This is a genomic window from Pseudobutyrivibrio sp. ACV-2 (genome assembly GCF_900107545.1).
Taxonomy (GTDB): domain Bacteria; phylum Bacillota; class Clostridia; order Lachnospirales; family Lachnospiraceae; genus Pseudobutyrivibrio.
In genome coordinates, this window is sequence record NZ_FNQZ01000011.1 from 1 (window position 1) to 16,222 (window position 16,222).

A 16,222-nucleotide genomic window follows, 5' to 3' on the forward strand; every position below is an offset into this window, starting at 1 on the left:
ATTGTAAAATAAATGTAGATGGAATACCTTGTTGCCCTAATGATGATAGTCTTCCAATGAAATTTGAAAGTTCATCAACCAGAAAGAATGGGCTTGTTCGATTCAAGTTTGTATGCCCAAAAATCAAATATGTCTATGATAAAAACACAAAGAAATCGCATCGCAAATGCCTATGTGATAATCCATGTACATCATCTTCTTGCGGTCGAATGATTCATATCTATCCCGAAAAAGATCTTAGAGCTTATCCAGGAGCTATTCGTGGAACCCAAGAATGGGAATCAACTTATAAAATTAGGACCGCGGTTGAGCGAGACATTAATCACATCAAAGAAAACCTTTGCCTTGCTGGACGCAGAACTCAAAACGAAAAAACTCTTCATGCTGATCTGATACTTGCTGGAATAACTCAGCTTGTAACTGTCATTTTGGCTGATAAAATTAACCACCATGAATTTGTCCGTAGCCTGAAACCTTTAATCGCTTAGGACTTACCAACTTCATAAGTCAGGCTTATTTAGTGCGCCTAAAATTATCTTTCAAAAGTAATTCCGCGCCTATGCGCGAAATATCCGATTTTATAATCAAGATTGCGGACGAGCGTCAGCTAGTTTCGCAATTACCTAATAATTTCTAATAGACCAGTTCTCTCTGTACATCCCCTGCATTGGCCTATATAAGATTTCGCTAATTATTCCATTTAATAGTCTTAATAAATGACTGGAGTTCAATAAACTCGTGTTCATCTATTTCGACAGGACTAATAGAATATGGTAGCTTTTTTCCTTTTATAAGATTGTACTCTTTTTCTAACTTATTACCTTTATAATACTTCCAAACCAAGCCATTAGTATATATAAAATGTTCTACATTCTTTGATTCACCAAGAAATTTTTCTGTTTCTCTTAAAGATATTTCAGTAGACTTCACCTCTACAAAACCATAACATTTCCCTTTATCAGTATCTTTAAACACGAAATCATTTGATAATACAGCTATGTCAGGAACCCCACCGTCAGTTATTAATCGTTCATCTTGATTTTTCCAAATTCTGTTGATATCAACTAACGATAACTTGGTATCATCAATGCATTCATCCAACAGCCTATAAACAAGTATCTCTACACCTGCCTCGATAGGACATTTTGTAATTATGTCATTTATCTTGCGTTGATAAAACTCCTTTTTCATTTTTTGCACCTATATTTCTATTTTCTTAAAAACTATTTTACCGAAACATAAGAATAAATAGTAACTGCAGTTTCTGGATCAAACCAATCCTCACCACCAAATTTTTCATTATCTCCTATGATCACTTTAGCTACTGTATCTTCTTTAACAAGTAATCCAAACTTTGGTATAGCCATCTCCTTTACTTCGATGGTCGTAAAACCAGCGCCTTCTAGCATAGTCGTTACTATATCAGTTTCCTTACCTTGGAAATATTTATAACCTTCCAAAGGTTGTATTTCTCCTGGATGTTCAGCAGCGATTTCATCAGCGGTCTTTGGTTCAAAGAATTCAATTACAATATCTGCATCTTTCTTATAGAAATCCTGTTTACAATCCTTCTTTCCATTTATTTCTATTGATAGTATTTCTCCATCTTTCGCTTTTTTATCACATTCTGTTAGTCTTTCATTCTTAACATTTACAAAACCCTTGCTCAAAAGCATTGTTGTAATATCGGAATTGTTCTTTCCAATTATTTTATCTGGAATTATTTCTACCGGTAGTGACATATCTTTATTCTCTGGAGAACTATTAATATACCCAAGAATATTATTAAATCTATCTGATTTTCCCCACTCACGCGCTTCATATGCTCTTACTGCTGTAAATGGATGAGTAGCGTTTTGAAGCATTAAGAATTCGAGAGTTTTATTCCATTTCGAATCATTAACCAACGCTTTGTAGTCCTCAGCCTGCTTCATAAATTCATTAAGTGTCACAGAAGCATTTATATCTTTGTCGTATCCAGCCAAACGCATACATACTTCCATTGTTTTTTCAGATGTTCCATCACAGATCATCGCAGCTCTATCTGCTGAATATTCACTGCATCTCATCCAATGGTAAAATGCAATTAATATAGGATACAAAGAAACACTTCCTAAAAGACTATTATTCATAGCAGCCATCTTAACAATAATTGAATACATAGTTCTATATAAAGTATGATGACACGCTATATGACCACATTCATGTGCAAGCACAGTTGGTATCAATTCATCAGGTATTGTTTCAAATAAACCCGAATTGATCAGAATAAATGGATTTGTGTCACCATATGTAGCAGCATTGCACTCAACATCTAATGTAACATAAACTTCAGGTACCTCAATTCCCAGTTTTTCACAAATAGGAGGAAGCATATCGTAATACTTTCCCATCTGCGTTTCACTTAGCTTTAAATTACCTGACATATTCATCAACTTATATTGCTGCTCATTCCAGATTTTCATAAACGCTTTCATTACCTGATGAAAACCTGGGATTGATTTTAAGGTATTCATTGCAGCCCTATCTGACTCATGTAAAAAAAGATTTGAATCTAGTTCCATTATTATTTTCCTCCCAAAAATCCTGTTTATACTAACCCCCACCATATAGTGCGAACCAAAAACCAAGTATAATCTTAGCAAAAAGTCATTATATTGTTGAAAAAGATTTATTTAAAATATCTTTAAACTTCAACACTAAATTATATTGTAGAAAGCTAAGTCCCGCTTATCCTTCTCTGATATTAAAGGTAATAGTATCCTTTTAAACAAAGACATCGATTCCTTGACTTTCTCATTATCAAGCCAACCAACCATTAGATTCTTTATACTCATTCCATCCCCCATCGAAAAGAAAGAGAAAAGCTCATCATCTGCGATTTCATCATAGTCAGTACCATACATTTTACATACAGAAACAAAACCAAGATAGTTAAACAGTATTCCCAACTCATCTTTAATAAGTCCCATATCATTAGGAATAATAATCGACTTCATATCATTTAGATACCTCTGCCGCCTATCTAAAATATAATCCGAAACACTAGGATAATCTGCACATTGAACCTTCATTGAAAATCTGAAATTTTCATCTTTAGCTGATCTACATCCCAACAATTCCAATAATGCAATTTGCGCTGCGTGATACTCTGTATATCCAATAGAAAATAAGTAATTTCCTATATCTGTTCCACCAACTTCTTCATTGTCTAAAATATGTGTGAATTCATGAAAAAGAGTGTTTCTACTCAACTCAAAGTCTTCACACACTCGTAAAACGTATTGATTAGCACAAAAATCATATCTTGCCTGAGCTTTAGCAATAGTTTTTTGCGGGACAAAATGATACGGCTCAATTCTATACTCCGGTAATGAAGAAATGCCCATGAACATGCAATACTCATATTCATATTCATAAACTTTTTGCTCTATTGATGTCTCATTGCTCATAAAACTCACCTCTTCTCAACGTAATTCATTATATCGCAATTACGAATTGAAGAGGTGTACTTTTTAGATTTTTACCACATCAAAAACCTCTCCCGGTCTAACTTTCAATCCCTGATGCAGAAACCGTTGTATATCCAACTTATTTCTCTCATCATACTCGCCAGTCTCCTTATAAAGTGGATGCTGCGTGACATCATATTTGTCCGACAAAAAAGGACGTACACCTCGAAGCTGCAGGATGCATTTGTCGCCATCCATGACTGCGATTTCATCCACGGTCATGAGATCCTTACCAGTCTTCTGATAATTCATGGAGTAGGATGGATTGTTGCCCCTGCTTTCGCCGGTGTTATACATGTCGATGGTCTCTTTTCCAAGGAACTGTGATAAATCCTTCAGCGTGGTTGGCTCGGTACCACCAAGGAACAACTGGGAATCCATATTTCCAATGATGGTATCTGTGTTGTCCTTATAGATGGCTTTCAGCTGTGACTTCGCCTGCAGGAACAGGCATGCACTAATCTCACGGCTTCGTATGGTTGCTACCAGCTTCTCCAGGTTCGGGATCTGTCCGATATTGGCTGTCTCATCAATGAGGCATCTGACGTGAACCGGAAGTCTGCCGCCGTACACATCATCAGCCTTCTCGCAAAGCAGATTGAAAAGCTGACTGTAGACCATGGAAATCAAGAAATTAAAGGTAGCATCTGTATCACTCATAATGAGAAATAATGCTGTCTTTCTATCTCCCAAGGTGTCCAGTTCCAATTCATCGTAGCTTGTGATTTCTCTAAGCTCTGCAATATCAAAGGGAGCCAGTCTGGCACCGCAGCTCACAAGAATCGATTTTGCTGTCTTACCAGTGACTAAATGTCAATAGTAACGTGTACTATTTTGAATCCGCTTTTAGGACTCTTTTTAAGGTTTCAGAAAAAGTTTTTCCTTTGTCCTTAAAATGCAGACTCACAATGTACGTAGTCTTTCCAATAGTTTTTATAATTTGATTTGAAGTTTTTTTCTCGTCCATAAACTCTCCTTTCAAAAAAAAGAGAAAGCATAGCTATCTCTCTTGTCTATGCTTCCTCTCAACCTTGTGTTGCTCTTTAGTTCTCTTGTCGTTTGCTCGCTCTCTGTCTTCGTTAGTCTTGTTGTAATCAAGAACCTCAGCAAAAGCTAAACCAGAAAGCTCCGACTTAATTTCTTTCTTGATATGCTCTGGATCATCTTCGCCATTGCTGAGCTTTTTATTTAACCTATCGTATTTCTTCTCATGCTCAGCAAGGTAGCCCTGCAAAGAATCAAAGGTTGTGATGTTTTTTGACTCTACGAAAGCCACCATGTTGTTGGGATCTTGGAGTCTTTCTCTATGAGAAACCTTCCTCAAAAACTTACCACTGATAATCGGCAACTGTAAAATCTTATGACGTTTACAAACTGACTCAATAAGCTCGATAACTTCATTACTTGTATCTTTAATTTTAGCTTTGAAGTTTTCAATGCTTGCAGAAGTCCTTGTGATAAAGTCAATGAGTCCTCTGATTTCCATAACCTTGCGGTTGTAATCTCCTCGCTCTGTATGAATGCCTTTTTTCTCCAATGCATTAGCTCGACTTCCCAGATGAATGGTTGGTAGTTCTTCCATGCCTAGTTCTTTGAATGACCTATGCTCCCAATGTTCATTTATCTTCAATGCATCATTGGTTTCATTGATAAGCTCCGTGAGATTCTTTCTCCACATTTTTGCTTTGCTTGGCTCATCCCAATCTGTGGTTTTCTCTGTCTTAGACTTGTAACCTTTCTTGGTTCGGATTTTATTTCCGTCCTTATCAAGAATATAGATTTTCTTTTGCTTTGGCATCCACTTGCCGTTTTCATCAATTGCCCTTAATGTTAGCAATAAATGAAAATGCAGATTGCGTTGTCCTTTTTCATTAACTGAATCATGGATTGCCCAATCTGCACACATACCTTTAGAAACAAAATTGTCTTTCACATATTTTCTAACCACTTCTTCCGCAACTTCATAAGTCCAATCATTTGGAAGTGAAGCTTTAAACATCCTACAAAGCTGTGCATTATGTTGCTTCTCAATAGCCTCTACTGAGTTCCAAAGTGCGGCTCTATCTTGATATTCCTTTGGTGCATTCTCTGGTAAATCAATCTCCTTGTGAACTAAATCCTCTTTAGGGTCTGGCTTGTATGTGTGCCCATCATACTCGCTATAAAGTTCTTCACGGCTGATATAACCAGCTGCATCAATAGCGGAGGGACAAAAACAATGCTTATTGCCACCTCTCGTCACTACGCTAAAACGTGTGCTCATCCATTTCGGCATGGACTAGTACCTACGGTTGGGCACACGAAAAATCCTCAGATCAGGATAGCCATATTTTATTATGGATATCCTTGTCTGGGGATGCACAAAGGGGTAGGAGCGTTTTTTGCTCCGTAGGGGAAAGGTATTTTCCCCTTTTGCCCACGGCTTTTGTGGGCAATGCCGTCTGCAAGACCCCTCGGAGAGCGCACATACCATCCGAAGGGTGGTATATCTGTGCGCACCCAACAAGTTGGGTGAGCACACGTTATCGGCTTTCGTTACTCTCAGGTTCATCCGCTTTCACCTCACTTTCGACAGGACTAGACAAGACTTGATTAGCTCTGGCTTTAATGCCAGATATTGTTTTTTGCACTTCTCCGGTTCTAAACGCAGCTCTGATAATTTCATCAATTTCTGATTCTTCAAAGCAGTAGCACTCCGGAAAGTATTTGTGAATGACACCGCCCATCATGTACTTATGATGATTCTCTCGTTTTCTCCGTTCCTCATTAGCTTTTTTCTTCTCCATAGCCAATCGATTTTTTGCTTGCTCCATCTGTTTCTGGGCTTGCTCAATTCCTTTTGTTGTTGTGATTTCTGTGTTAATCATTTTCTTGTTCCTCCTTAAAAATTGATATAAAAAAAGATGGCAGAAACCATTAGTTGATTTCTTACCATCTATCTTTTATTGATATTCAAACTATGCTAATTTACGCTTAATAAGGATTCGAAAATATGGTGTTTTACCATTAATCCTCAAATCTTTTTCATCATCACCTTTTCTAAATTTAATAATCTCAAATTGGTCTGGATCAAACTTATTTAAAAAAGTAATAGGAACTCCCATAGCCCCCATATAATCAGCAGGAATGTCTTGTGTTTTATTTACATTAATTCCATCGTAATTATCATAATTAGGATAATGTTCTTCATTTCCTTTATATGTTTTGACCAGATTTATTGGCTGATGTCTTTTATCATTATCAAGTGACGTTAGCCACATACAATTATTAGGTGAAACTATTCTATCTCCATTTTCCAAAACTTTCGTTTCTGTTCCGTATAAATCATAATCCTCTGGAACAATAAAACCTGAAATTCCTCGTCCAAAACCTACACCTAACCACGCTTTATTTGCTTGAATAAGAGCAAATATTTCTTTATAAGTGATAGCATTAATGTTGCTAATAACCAAAAAGTCTTTTCCATTTTTATCAATCTGCCCAACAAACTCTCTAAATAGTGAAAATGGTGGATTAGTAATTACAATATCACATTGTTTAAGGATTTCTTCACATTCTTCACTTCTAAAGTCTCCATTACCAACTAATGGTTCTCTTATCATGTCTTTTCCATTATATCTGCAAAAGCAAGCATCATCCCCATAATAAGTGGCAAATAGTTCTTTTAGTCCAAGTTCTTCAAAATTATCATAAAAATATTTCCAGAAATTAGAAACCTCTGGGTCATCACAATTGCAATAAATAATTTTATCTTTAAAATGCTTTGTGTAATAAACCATTTCTTTTTCTATATCCACTAATTGAGTATAAAATTCATCTTTTTTATTTGCCTTTGCATTATCTAATAAAGCATGGTCTACAACTCTTTTTTTCATTAAAACAAATTTCTCCTTATTTTTTTGTGATTTGTTCAAACAAATCCTTACTCAAAACTTTTATAGATGTTTTAGCAACATCCAACATTACCTTGATCATATCATCATCATTCCAATGCCCGCCTTCACCCTTCGTGTAAATTGACGCTGCTTGTAGCATGATTGTTGTATCGTTACATTTTACATACTTATTCTCGCAAAGATTTGTATTAATTGGCATTCCATAATTTGATGCAGTAAGTCTGTCAAGCCTATTTAAATCTCCTGCATTATAAGTAAGTGTAACAATTCGTCCATCTGGTCTAGTAATAGTTACATCTTCTGTCAAAAAATTAGAACCTTCTAAGAAAAGAATATATGGAAAATGCTTCTCAGCTAACATAAAATTCGCAATTTCACTAATATTTTTGTGAGCTCTTTCTATTGCATTACCAGCCACCATCGTATCTTGGTCTTTGTTTTTTCCTACGAGAATTCCTTTTGAGATGTTTTCAATATCTTTACCTTGATGCTTAGCCTCAGATACTAAAACAACCCTCCAATCACCATTATCATCCTGAACCTCAATCAATCCACCATCTGGTATGATTCGTGCATTTTCAACAAATAATGTTTGTCCCAAATAGTTATCAACTTTCTTTAAAGCGGCATTTATTTCTTTTTTAGGAAGGTCTTTTCTGTATCTAAAATTTAAAGTAGGAAACTCTTCTCTCAACTTTTTCATTGTTATAGTAGAAGTATTATAGACTTCCTTATCATGAACCAACGCATCCTCATGGAAGATTGAAACAGGTCCCTGTCCTTCAATTTGCTGTACTGATAATCTGTTTGATTGTCCTTTTTTCATTATTCTTTCCTCCAAATACTTAATTAAAAAATTCTTCTATAGTTTTAACGGACACATAATTTGTATTTTGCCCTAGTATCTTCATCTGTTCGATATGCTTATTAAAATATTCAAGAGATTGTTTATCACTATCGCACATCATGCAATTTCGCCCTTCATTTATACAGACTCTTCCTATCGTTCCACTGCCTGCAAAAAAATCTAAAACAGTAGAGCCTGGATACGATAATGCCTTTACAAATCTTTCTATTATTTTTACTGGCTTTTGCGTAGGATGCCCCACTCGTTCTTTGCTATTACCATTTAATCTTCCGATTTCCCAAACATTAGTAGGATTCTTTCCTTTTTTGGTGTTTTCTGGATTTAATCTTTTGTCCTTTAATGCTAGTGCTAAATCTTCTGGTGAATACGGAATCCTTACAGAATCTAAATCAAAATAATAATCATTTGTTTTTGTAAGCCATATCGCCTCTTCATGTCTATTAGCAAAAAATCTATGTGCCGACATTCCATTTTTATAATGCCAAATAATAGTATTTATAAGCTTAAATTTCGTATTATAACGAATATAATGAATTATTTCTATCAAGTCTCCTGACTTTATATCTCTAAACTGCATTCCACCAAAAATCACCATGCTACCATTAGGTGATAGCACTCTATACGCTTCATCAATCCACTTTGATGCCCATTCAATATAATTGTCATATATATCCCATCCCGCTAATTCAAGATTGTAAGGTGGGTCAACACAAATCAACTGTACAGAATTATCTGGTACTTTTTTTAGGAACTCATAACAATCCTCAATAGCATGAAGAATCTTAACATTTTCAGGTTTTATGAAATCTGATTCTATTTTTTTTTTCAAACTATTGTCTCTTCTTTGCTTATTTAAAGATAATAGAGCATGATTCTGATGTGATTTATTATGAATTGCCATTATATGCTCCAACCTTCTTATTTTCTTGAGCCAACAATCTTTTTCTTCCTCTTCTAAATTCTTGTGGCTTTTTAGCTGTATCAGGAATTAACCATAGATTGCCCTTTTGAATAGCACCATCAACTCTTCCTTCATTACAGAGGATTCGTATTCTTCTACTAGATATATTCCATTTTTCAGCCATTTCATTTGCAGTTACATATTCCATAATATGCCCTCCACGATTTTTTATTATATTCCATTCTCGGAACAAATTCAATGATGATTTATTCTTTTCATATGTTCCCTTCGTTGCTCTTTCAATTTCTCGGATATCTTCCTTGGCTTACGATAACTAACGTACTTTTTTGGCATTGAATATGTCTTGTCGATATCAGTTACCTTCAAGCACTTATAAACCTCTGGGAACTCGTTAACTAATGCATCAAGTTTTCTCATAACGGCTTTATCTCGGGTATAAACTACTGCATCAGACTCAGCAACATTAAAATTGATTATTGTTTCTTGCTCATATTTTGATAACTTGCTCATAAAGCTCACCGCCTTTCAATAACAAAATCATTAGTCCAGAGTGGTGAAAATCATTACTCCTGTGTAATGAAAATCATTAGTCCGGAGTGGTGAAAATCACCACCAAGTAATAATAAGCTTAATAATACTGACTTGAGTAATATCAATCTCTTCTTATCTGGAGAACTGATAAAATCGGAATGGAAGGGAATGGAAAAGAATAGATAGCATAGATAATAGGGTATATCTTTCTTCTCTTTTTCTTTGCTACTTTCTTTTCTCTTCTTTCTAGGGGAAGAAGGAAGGGAAGGAAGGAGAAGGAAAACCACTCCATGTTAATTACTGTGATTCTAGAAAATAAAAAAGCACTAATAGATTCTTCTCCACTAGCGCCTTTAGACTTTCTATCTTCTCGATAGTTACTGTATTAACTTTTAATAAATTGGCTAAAAATCTGCTTCCTCAGAATTAGCAAGAACAACACTGTCTCTCGAATAATGTTCCTTGTCGTATTGCTCTGCAGGAATACCAAAGGTATCGGGATTCTGCTCTTTTAACGCTTTCAACCTAGCTTTTCTCTTAGGTTCGTATGCCCTTTCATATGCTTTCTGCTTTTCCTTTCTGTCTAGATACTGTTTATGTCGCTTGTCTTTTATAGCTTCAATACGATTACGCTCTTCTATCTCTTCTGGTGTTAATTCCGGTGTCGGCATACAGTAATTACCGATAAAATTGAAATAGATATCTATCTTCTGAGTTGTCTGTTGTGAACCTTTTCTATCTCGCTCATGAACCTCGATTCTATCTATGAATTCGCTAACCATAAAAGGTGTGATTTCATCAAAGTTATTGTACCTTGCCATAAGATTTACAAAGTTCTTTCCATTGTGTCTGTTAGCTTCAATCTCTGCTAAATCTTCCTCGATAACTTCACACTCTGCTTTCAATGAGCTCTGCTCTTTTGAATACTTAGATATCAAAGTGTCGTATCTGCTCTCTGGCATCTTCCCCAAAGCATTGTCCTCATAGATTTTACAAATCAGCTTTTCTAAATCATCAATCCTTTTCTTACAGACCTTCAATCTATCTTGCTTTTTCTTAATCTCTGCATCTCTGTTGTCGGATTCAACTTGTGTTATCTGTTCAACAAAAAGCTTCGGATCATCTTCAATCATAGATTTAAGATACCGGAGTGTATCTCGCAAAATATCAATTACCGCATCAGCATTGATTCTGTGACCAGAAGAGCACTTGCTACCTACGGGAGCTTTGCCATAATTAGCACACACAAAATTAGCTATTCGCTTTCCGTTTGATGTTCTGTGACAATACATCAAGCCACCACAATCAAAGCAACGCATTTTCCCATCAAGCGGATGTGCTTCGCCCCATCCGTTAGGATATCGCTTAATGCCTTTTCTACATTTCTGTGCATTATTAAATGTCTCTTCATCAACTATCGGCTCTTGCGTATTCTCAAATATCTGCCAATACTTCTGTGGAACATAATGGCTTTTCTTATCTTTGAAATGCTTTCTGGTTTTGAAATTAACTGTATGTCCTAAGTATTCTTTCTTGGTTAGAATACTTGCTACTGTTGAACTGTTCCATCTGTATGGGTAAAGAATTTCTCTTGATTGCCATAATCCCATACCGATTTTTGCTTGATGATATGCGGGGATTTCTATCTTATCTGCTTCAAGAATCTTGCATATCTGATATGGACCTTTTCCCTCAAGTGTTAGCTTAAAAATTCTACGAACAACCTCTGCAGCTTCTTCATCAACAATCCATTGGTTGTTATCTTCTGGGTCTTTCTTATAGCCATAAGGCGGCGCACTTGCTACGTGCTTTCCAGAATCCCCTTTTGCCTTAAATGTAGACCTAATCTTTTTGCTTGTATCTTTCGCATACCACTCGTTCATGATGTTTCTGAATGGTAAAAAATCATCATCCCCATAAAGGGTATCTGTTCCATCATTTACCGCTATGAGTCTTACGTTCTTTTGCCTAAACATTTCCACTATCTGTCCTACTTTCAGATAGTCACGTCCCAATCGGCTCATGTCCTTTACTAGAACTGTTCCTATGTTGCCCTCTTCAATCTCCTTTATCATTTCAAGAAATGCGGGTCTATCGAAACGTGTTCCAGAAATACCATCATCATAAAAATGTCTTGGTTCGGGAAGTTGATGAGATACTGCATACTCCATTAAAAGTTGCTTTTGGTTTGATATAGAATTAGATTCGCCTTGTAGTTCATCATCATGACTTAAACGCTCATACAATGCGGTGTATCTATGAATATTCTTCATTTGCGGCTCCTTTCAACATCTATTTTTATGTAACTGTAACGATATACGTTACTAAATAGATGTTGTCACACCCGCCGCCAGCTTGTACTTCTTATATTGCCTTACTGCAAAGTGATTTGGACTCTTCTTTTCCAGATCATGAAACATCATATCTACTGGATTTTCATAATCCTCATCATCCTCGCGAACCTCTGAAGCATTCAGAAATTCTAGTAGCGTATTAAAGTTCTGCTCTTCCTCTGGCGCCTCATAATGGATATATCCAAACAGTGCACAATAAAGAAGAGTCTCGGCCTTCGTCCAAAATTCATCTCCTGCTTTGCCATCCCCCTTCGTATTTGCGATAAGAGTATTCACCAGTTTTAAGATGTCCTTTTCTGAATGAATGTAGGCAAATGGGTTGTAGTGCATGCTCTTTTTGAAGTTGATGGTATTAAAGATTTTCAATCTGTATCCATGCTTCAAAAGAGTCTTACCAGCTTTGATCACCACGTCACCTTTTGGATCTGTGACAACATAACTTGAATGCATCTGCAATAGATTCGGAAGCAGGAAAAACCTGGTCTTACCTGATCCAGAGCCACCGGTTACAAGTACATTCTTATTTCTTGCATACTTTGGTTTCTTCGGGCGGCTGCTCATCATCAGTCGCTCGGTTTGGGTAAGGATGATATTATCCTTAAAATTTGGAGCCATATAAGGCTCAATGTCCTGCGCTGTACCCCATCGTGCTGTTCCATATTCTGCACCATGGCGGTATTTCTTAGCATTTTTACCTCTTACATAAACAACAACCTTCATTCCAATACCAAAAGCAATACCGACCATCAAATCAAAGGGATGCAGGCTTGGCAGGAAATTCGCCATAGCTATTGGAAATGCCTGCGCTAGAGCTCCCACTTCATTTACCGCATCAATTGTCTGCGATATTCTCCAAGCCTCTCCTAGATTTGTTGCAAATAATCCCATAAGCACATACGGGATGTTTAACAGGATCAGTCGTTTCTGCTTTTTGGTCATCGCGTCATCTCCTGTGTTCTATTCTTTGCCTTGTTTGGTTGTTTCTTTGCAATCTCAATAAACTTATGAAGCTTCGCAAGCACACTTGGTCGCTCCTGCTTCTTTACCATCTTCTTGCTGTATTCGTTCACCACAGCTTCCATGGCATCGGTATCTCTGGCTTTAAAAAAAGCCGTAAACACCGGTGGCTTCTCAGAAGTATCCTTCATAACGGCGAAGTCTACACCATACTTCTTTGCAATACGCTCAAAAGTACGAAGCCCTTCATCGCCGACTACCATGCTGGTTACTCCCTGATACTGCTTTACTAGCTCATCGATAGATTGCTTGCCCTGGATATGTTCATCAATAGCTGCCAGCTGCTTTTTCTGCCGATGTCTCAAGTAAGCTTTCACTCCAGCAATGAATGATCTAACAGAAAGCTTTGTGGTAGTAATCGCAAGTCGGACAGTTTTCTCTTCAATCTCTTCCTGCATAGAATCACCTCCTAACGTTCCATATCTCTATTACGTTTCTTCTGCCATTGATCAAGTAGCTTGATAATGGTATCTTCCATCTGCTTTGGTGTATAAGACTTCGGAAAATACTTCTTTAAAGTGTCATGTTTTAAAGTAACTCGATCCAAGTCCTGTTTCTTTTCTTCAGAAAGAATAATGTTCATTCCTTCCTGAGTAATCTCACCATTCAATGCTAGCTTTTTAATTCGCTGGGCCTGTGATAAAGAAGGAATTGCCTGCGCATAATCAATAGCTGAGAGAAGGTCTTTTTGCTGTTCTGGGTTCAAAAAGGAAATCTCGTAGGCTGGATTAAAGCCCATCAGTTTATCATCTACTAATTGGAGAAGCTCAGGGTCGAGATAAGTGAGTCGAATAAATCTTTTAACACTGTTTCTAGATAATCCTGATTCTTCTCCTATTCTTTCAGTAGCTAACTTCGGCCCAACTTGGGCCGAGGTTAAATCTCTTCGTTCGCCCTGATGTTTCATCGCATCCAACTTCATCTTAAAAGCAAAAGCTCTCTCACTTGGCAGTATCTCTTCCCTTTGCAAATTCGAATCAACCATCAAAATCGTAGCTGCATCATCATCTAAATCTCTAACAATACAAGGAAGTGTCTGAAGCCCTGCTATTTCACATGCATGATGTCTTCGATGTCCTGACAGGATTTCATAGCCTCCATCGCGGTCTGGTCGAACAATAGCTGGTTGCAATACACCAAACTCTTGAATGGACTCCACTGTTTTTTCCATATCAGCATCATCACGAACTTTAAAGGGATGGTTCCGAAAGGGATGCAATTCATCTAGTGGAATATCAACCACCGTATCACCATTCACGGCCCCTGCCTTATCAGCCGATGCATCATTTCCAAAAATATCATCGTAACTGCTCAGCTGAATGTTTGAGCGCTCTTTCTTCATTCTTCAGCACCTCCTTTGTTAAATTCTTATAGGCTTCTGCTACCTTCCCTTTTGGATCATGAGCAAAGATACTTTTTCCTTCTGCACTGATTTCTGCAGCCCTGACGGAATGTGGAATCTCTGTCTTATAAACCTTCAGCTTGCTACCGTAGGTATCACGAATCAGGTTGCTGATATCCTTTGCATAATTTGTTCTGCCATCTACCATAGTTAACAGAATGCCATCAATCTTTAGCTTCGGATTTATCTGTCGCCTAACCTTGTTTACTGTCTGAAGCAGCTGCTCTAAACCTTTGGCTGAAAGGTACTGAGCCTGAACCGGAATCACTAATCTGTCCGCTGCAGCCAACGCATTTACGGTAAGCATCCCAAGAGATGGCATGCAGTCAATCAGCACATAATCGTAATTGCCTTTTATGGAATCAATGTATTCCTTTAGCACTTGTTCTCGGCTCATGACATTTACAAGGGATACCTCCATTCCTGATAAAGAAATGTTGGCTGGCATCAAATCCACACCTTCCGGATGATGAAGAATCCCTTCTCCCGGAGCGATTGGCTCTTCCCGAAGAACCTTCGCCATAATGTCCGCCACGGTAACAGGAAGCTCATCTGCTTTTGGATGTCCAAGGCTGATGGTAAGTGAACCCTGCGGATCCATATCCACAAGCAAAACCTTCTTTCCTTCAGAAGCTAGCCCAACACCAAGATTTTCTGTGCTTTGTGTCTTCCCGGTACCTCCTTTTTGATTAACAAGTGCAATCACCTGTGACTTACTCATTTTCTCCTCCTAAATCAATCCATTTGCTCTGTCATGGTTAAAAAGCGTATCGTAATGGGCATCTATCGTCAGCGGCGCATTATAAAGCGTCGTAATCAGATACTGCCTGGTATTACGAACGAGAGTCGTGTTCTTCTGAAGCCCTTCTAACACGTACTCGATATGCATGGAATTAATCTTCATAAACTGTGCCTTCACTATCGGTGCCGGTTTGTCCTCTTTTCCAACACAGATGTGATCCTTGGTCGAACAAAGGACATCCACCATCAGCTCTGCTAATTGATCTAGCAGTTCTCGTTGATATGGATATCGCTCTTTTAAAATCTCCAGGCTGATGTTCTCAGCCACATAATTCTGATATTTTTTACGAATCTGTAATGCATCATTTCCATTCCCTTCCATTCCATTTTCCTGGGGTGACTCACGATAGAGCCGTATCCGGTCAGAATGGAATGGAATAGAATCAGTATTACTAAAATCAGTATTGTTATTATCAGTATTATTTGTTCGTCCTTTTGACACTTCTTGACCTGTCAATTCCACATTTCCTGAAGTGTCATTTTGACATTTCTGGAAATGTTCTTTTAACACTTCAGATGAAAAGTTCTTTACATAGATGAGATTTGGCTTGGTTAAACCCTGACGTTTCTTTTCGATAAGCCCGATATCTTCAAGTTCTGCGAGGATATTTACAGCCTTCTTGTTGGCACATCCTAGATCATCCTGCACTTCATCGATGGTGTAGATGATATACACTCTGCCATCATCATCCTGCCAACCGTTTTTTGCGGATAAACTCATACGGTCCAGGAGAAGTCCGTACAGAATCTTGGCATCTGATGACAGACGCTTTAGACGTTCTTCCTTAAACAGGAGCTTGGGAATTCGTACAAATGAAAAAAGGTCGCTTTCGCGGCCATAGAAATAATCAAACGTCATCTTTTCTTCTCCTTTAATAATCTCATCTCTTCTAGGATTTTACGGGTGCACCAGCCGATG

16 protein-coding genes and 3 pseudogenes are annotated in these 16,222 nt (G+C 37.4%); 1 reads left to right on the forward strand and 18 read right to left on the reverse strand.

The window, feature by feature from the left end; genetic code table 11:
- A pseudogene (locus tag BLV53_RS11730) lies at positions 1-393 on the forward strand (ISNCY family transposase); the annotation flags it as partial.
- Positions 394-687: 294 nt separating this feature from the next.
- Here the strand turns inward: BLV53_RS11730 and BLV53_RS11735 are convergent.
- The 18 genes and pseudogenes from BLV53_RS11735 to BLV53_RS11820 form a co-directional block, all read right to left on the reverse strand.
- Positions 688-1,191 (reverse strand): hypothetical protein, encoded by a 504-nt coding sequence (locus BLV53_RS11735; RefSeq protein ID WP_090301082.1) that lies wholly within the window; start codon positions 1,189-1,191, stop codon positions 688-690.
- Positions 1,192-1,223: 32 nt separating this feature from the next.
- Positions 1,224-2,564, reverse strand: a complete 1,341-nt coding sequence (locus tag BLV53_RS11740; RefSeq protein ID WP_170830840.1) for a M48 family metallopeptidase — start codon at positions 2,562-2,564, stop codon at positions 1,224-1,226.
- 135 nt (positions 2,565-2,699) lie between these two features.
- Positions 2,700-3,452 carry a hypothetical protein gene (locus tag BLV53_RS11745; RefSeq protein WP_090301086.1) on the reverse strand — a complete coding sequence of 251 codons (753 nt, stop codon included), beginning with the start codon at positions 3,450-3,452 and terminating at the stop codon, positions 2,700-2,702.
- 63 nt (positions 3,453-3,515) lie between these two features.
- Positions 3,516-4,322 (reverse strand): annotated as a pseudogene (locus BLV53_RS11750) (VirD4-like conjugal transfer protein, CD1115 family); the annotation flags it as partial.
- A gap of 19 nt (positions 4,323-4,341) precedes the next feature.
- Positions 4,342-4,479 carry a hypothetical protein gene (locus BLV53_RS11755; RefSeq protein WP_090301088.1) on the reverse strand — a complete coding sequence of 46 codons (138 nt, stop codon included), beginning with the start codon at positions 4,477-4,479 and terminating at the stop codon, positions 4,342-4,344.
- A 33-nt stretch (positions 4,480-4,512) separates the two neighbouring features.
- Complete coding sequence (locus BLV53_RS11760) at positions 4,513-5,787, reverse strand: MobA/MobL family protein (RefSeq protein WP_090301090.1); 1,275 nt, start codon at positions 5,785-5,787, stop codon at positions 4,513-4,515.
- 247 nt (positions 5,788-6,034) lie between these two features.
- On the reverse strand, positions 6,035-6,379 hold the full coding sequence (locus tag BLV53_RS11765; RefSeq protein WP_090301092.1) for a hypothetical protein: 345 nt from the start codon (positions 6,377-6,379) through the stop codon (positions 6,035-6,037).
- A 90-nt stretch (positions 6,380-6,469) separates the two neighbouring features.
- A complete protein-coding gene (locus tag BLV53_RS11770) occupies positions 6,470-7,387 on the reverse strand; it encodes an adenine-specific methyltransferase EcoRI family protein (protein WP_090301094.1) in 918 nt (305 codons plus the stop codon).
- A gap of 16 nt (positions 7,388-7,403) precedes the next feature.
- A complete protein-coding gene (locus tag BLV53_RS11775) occupies positions 7,404-8,234 on the reverse strand; it encodes an EcoRI family type II restriction endonuclease (RefSeq protein WP_207646236.1) in 831 nt (276 codons plus the stop codon).
- 19 nt (positions 8,235-8,253) lie between these two features.
- The gene (locus tag BLV53_RS11780; protein WP_090301096.1) at positions 8,254-9,177 is read right to left on the reverse strand and encodes a DNA-methyltransferase; all 924 of its coding nucleotides are present in this window, start codon (positions 9,175-9,177) and stop codon (positions 8,254-8,256) included.
- Positions 9,164-9,385, reverse strand: coding sequence for a hypothetical protein (locus BLV53_RS11785; protein WP_090301098.1), 222 nt, complete (start codon positions 9,383-9,385; stop codon positions 9,164-9,166). Before BLV53_RS11785 ends, BLV53_RS11780 begins: the two co-directional genes overlap by 14 nt.
- A gap of 47 nt (positions 9,386-9,432) precedes the next feature.
- Entirely contained in the window at positions 9,433-9,708 is a 276-nt protein-coding gene (locus tag BLV53_RS11790) for a hypothetical protein (RefSeq protein ID WP_090301099.1), read from the reverse strand.
- A gap of 425 nt (positions 9,709-10,133) precedes the next feature.
- Complete coding sequence (locus BLV53_RS11795; protein ID WP_090301102.1) at positions 10,134-12,002, reverse strand: recombinase family protein; 1,869 nt, start codon at positions 12,000-12,002, stop codon at positions 10,134-10,136.
- Between the two features lie 63 nt (positions 12,003-12,065).
- Positions 12,066-13,022, reverse strand: a pseudogene (locus tag BLV53_RS11800) (type IV secretory system conjugative DNA transfer family protein); the annotation flags it as partial.
- Positions 13,019-13,498 (reverse strand): PcfB family protein, encoded by a 480-nt coding sequence (locus BLV53_RS11805; protein WP_090301106.1) that lies wholly within the window; start codon positions 13,496-13,498, stop codon positions 13,019-13,021. The gene BLV53_RS11805 and the pseudogene BLV53_RS11800, both read right to left, overlap by 4 nt.
- 11 nt (positions 13,499-13,509) lie before the next feature.
- The gene (locus BLV53_RS11810) at positions 13,510-14,442 is read right to left on the reverse strand and encodes a ParB/RepB/Spo0J family partition protein (protein WP_090301108.1); all 933 of its coding nucleotides are present in this window, start codon (positions 14,440-14,442) and stop codon (positions 13,510-13,512) included.
- Complete coding sequence (locus BLV53_RS11815) at positions 14,399-15,223, reverse strand: ParA family protein (RefSeq protein ID WP_090301110.1); 825 nt, start codon at positions 15,221-15,223, stop codon at positions 14,399-14,401. Before BLV53_RS11815 ends, BLV53_RS11810 begins: the two co-directional genes overlap by 44 nt.
- Positions 15,224-15,232: 9 nt before the next feature.
- The gene (locus tag BLV53_RS11820; protein ID WP_090301112.1) at positions 15,233-16,162 is read right to left on the reverse strand and encodes a DUF6017 domain-containing protein; all 930 of its coding nucleotides are present in this window, start codon (positions 16,160-16,162) and stop codon (positions 15,233-15,235) included.
- Positions 16,163-16,222: the final 60 nt, after the last annotated feature.

Bases quoted from the DNA above. Each gene is read 5' to 3' on its own strand.
- BLV53_RS11735 (WP_090301082.1), bottom strand. From the start codon at position 1,191: ATGAAAAAGGAGTTTTATCAACGCAAGATAAATGACATAATTACAAAA.
- BLV53_RS11740 (WP_170830840.1), bottom strand. From the start codon at position 2,564: ATGGAACTAGATTCAAATCTTTTTTTACATGAGTCAGATAGGGCTGCA.
- BLV53_RS11745 (WP_090301086.1), bottom strand. From the start codon at position 3,452: ATGAGCAATGAGACATCAATAGAGCAAAAAGTTTATGAATATGAATAT.
- BLV53_RS11755 (WP_090301088.1), bottom strand. From the start codon at position 4,479: ATGGACGAGAAAAAAACTTCAAATCAAATTATAAAAACTATTGGAAAG.
- BLV53_RS11760 (WP_090301090.1), bottom strand. From the start codon at position 5,787: ATGCCGAAATGGATGAGCACACGTTTTAGCGTAGTGACGAGAGGTGGC.
- BLV53_RS11765 (WP_090301092.1), bottom strand. From the start codon at position 6,379: ATGATTAACACAGAAATCACAACAACAAAAGGAATTGAGCAAGCCCAG.
- BLV53_RS11770 (WP_090301094.1), bottom strand. From the start codon at position 7,387: ATGAAAAAAAGAGTTGTAGACCATGCTTTATTAGATAATGCAAAGGCA.
- BLV53_RS11775 (WP_207646236.1), bottom strand. From the start codon at position 8,234: ATGAAAAAAGGACAATCAAACAGATTATCAGTACAGCAAATTGAAGGA.
- BLV53_RS11780 (WP_090301096.1), bottom strand. From the start codon at position 9,177: ATGGCAATTCATAATAAATCACATCAGAATCATGCTCTATTATCTTTA.
- BLV53_RS11785 (WP_090301098.1), bottom strand. From the start codon at position 9,385: ATGGAATATGTAACTGCAAATGAAATGGCTGAAAAATGGAATATATCT.
- BLV53_RS11790 (WP_090301099.1), bottom strand. From the start codon at position 9,708: ATGAGCAAGTTATCAAAATATGAGCAAGAAACAATAATCAATTTTAAT.
- BLV53_RS11795 (WP_090301102.1), bottom strand. From the start codon at position 12,002: ATGAAGAATATTCATAGATACACCGCATTGTATGAGCGTTTAAGTCAT.
- BLV53_RS11805 (WP_090301106.1), bottom strand. From the start codon at position 13,498: ATGCAGGAAGAGATTGAAGAGAAAACTGTCCGACTTGCGATTACTACC.
- BLV53_RS11810 (WP_090301108.1), bottom strand. From the start codon at position 14,442: ATGAAGAAAGAGCGCTCAAACATTCAGCTGAGCAGTTACGATGATATT.
- BLV53_RS11815 (WP_090301110.1), bottom strand. From the start codon at position 15,223: ATGAGTAAGTCACAGGTGATTGCACTTGTTAATCAAAAAGGAGGTACC.
- BLV53_RS11820 (WP_090301112.1), bottom strand. From the start codon at position 16,162: ATGACGTTTGATTATTTCTATGGCCGCGAAAGCGACCTTTTTTCATTT.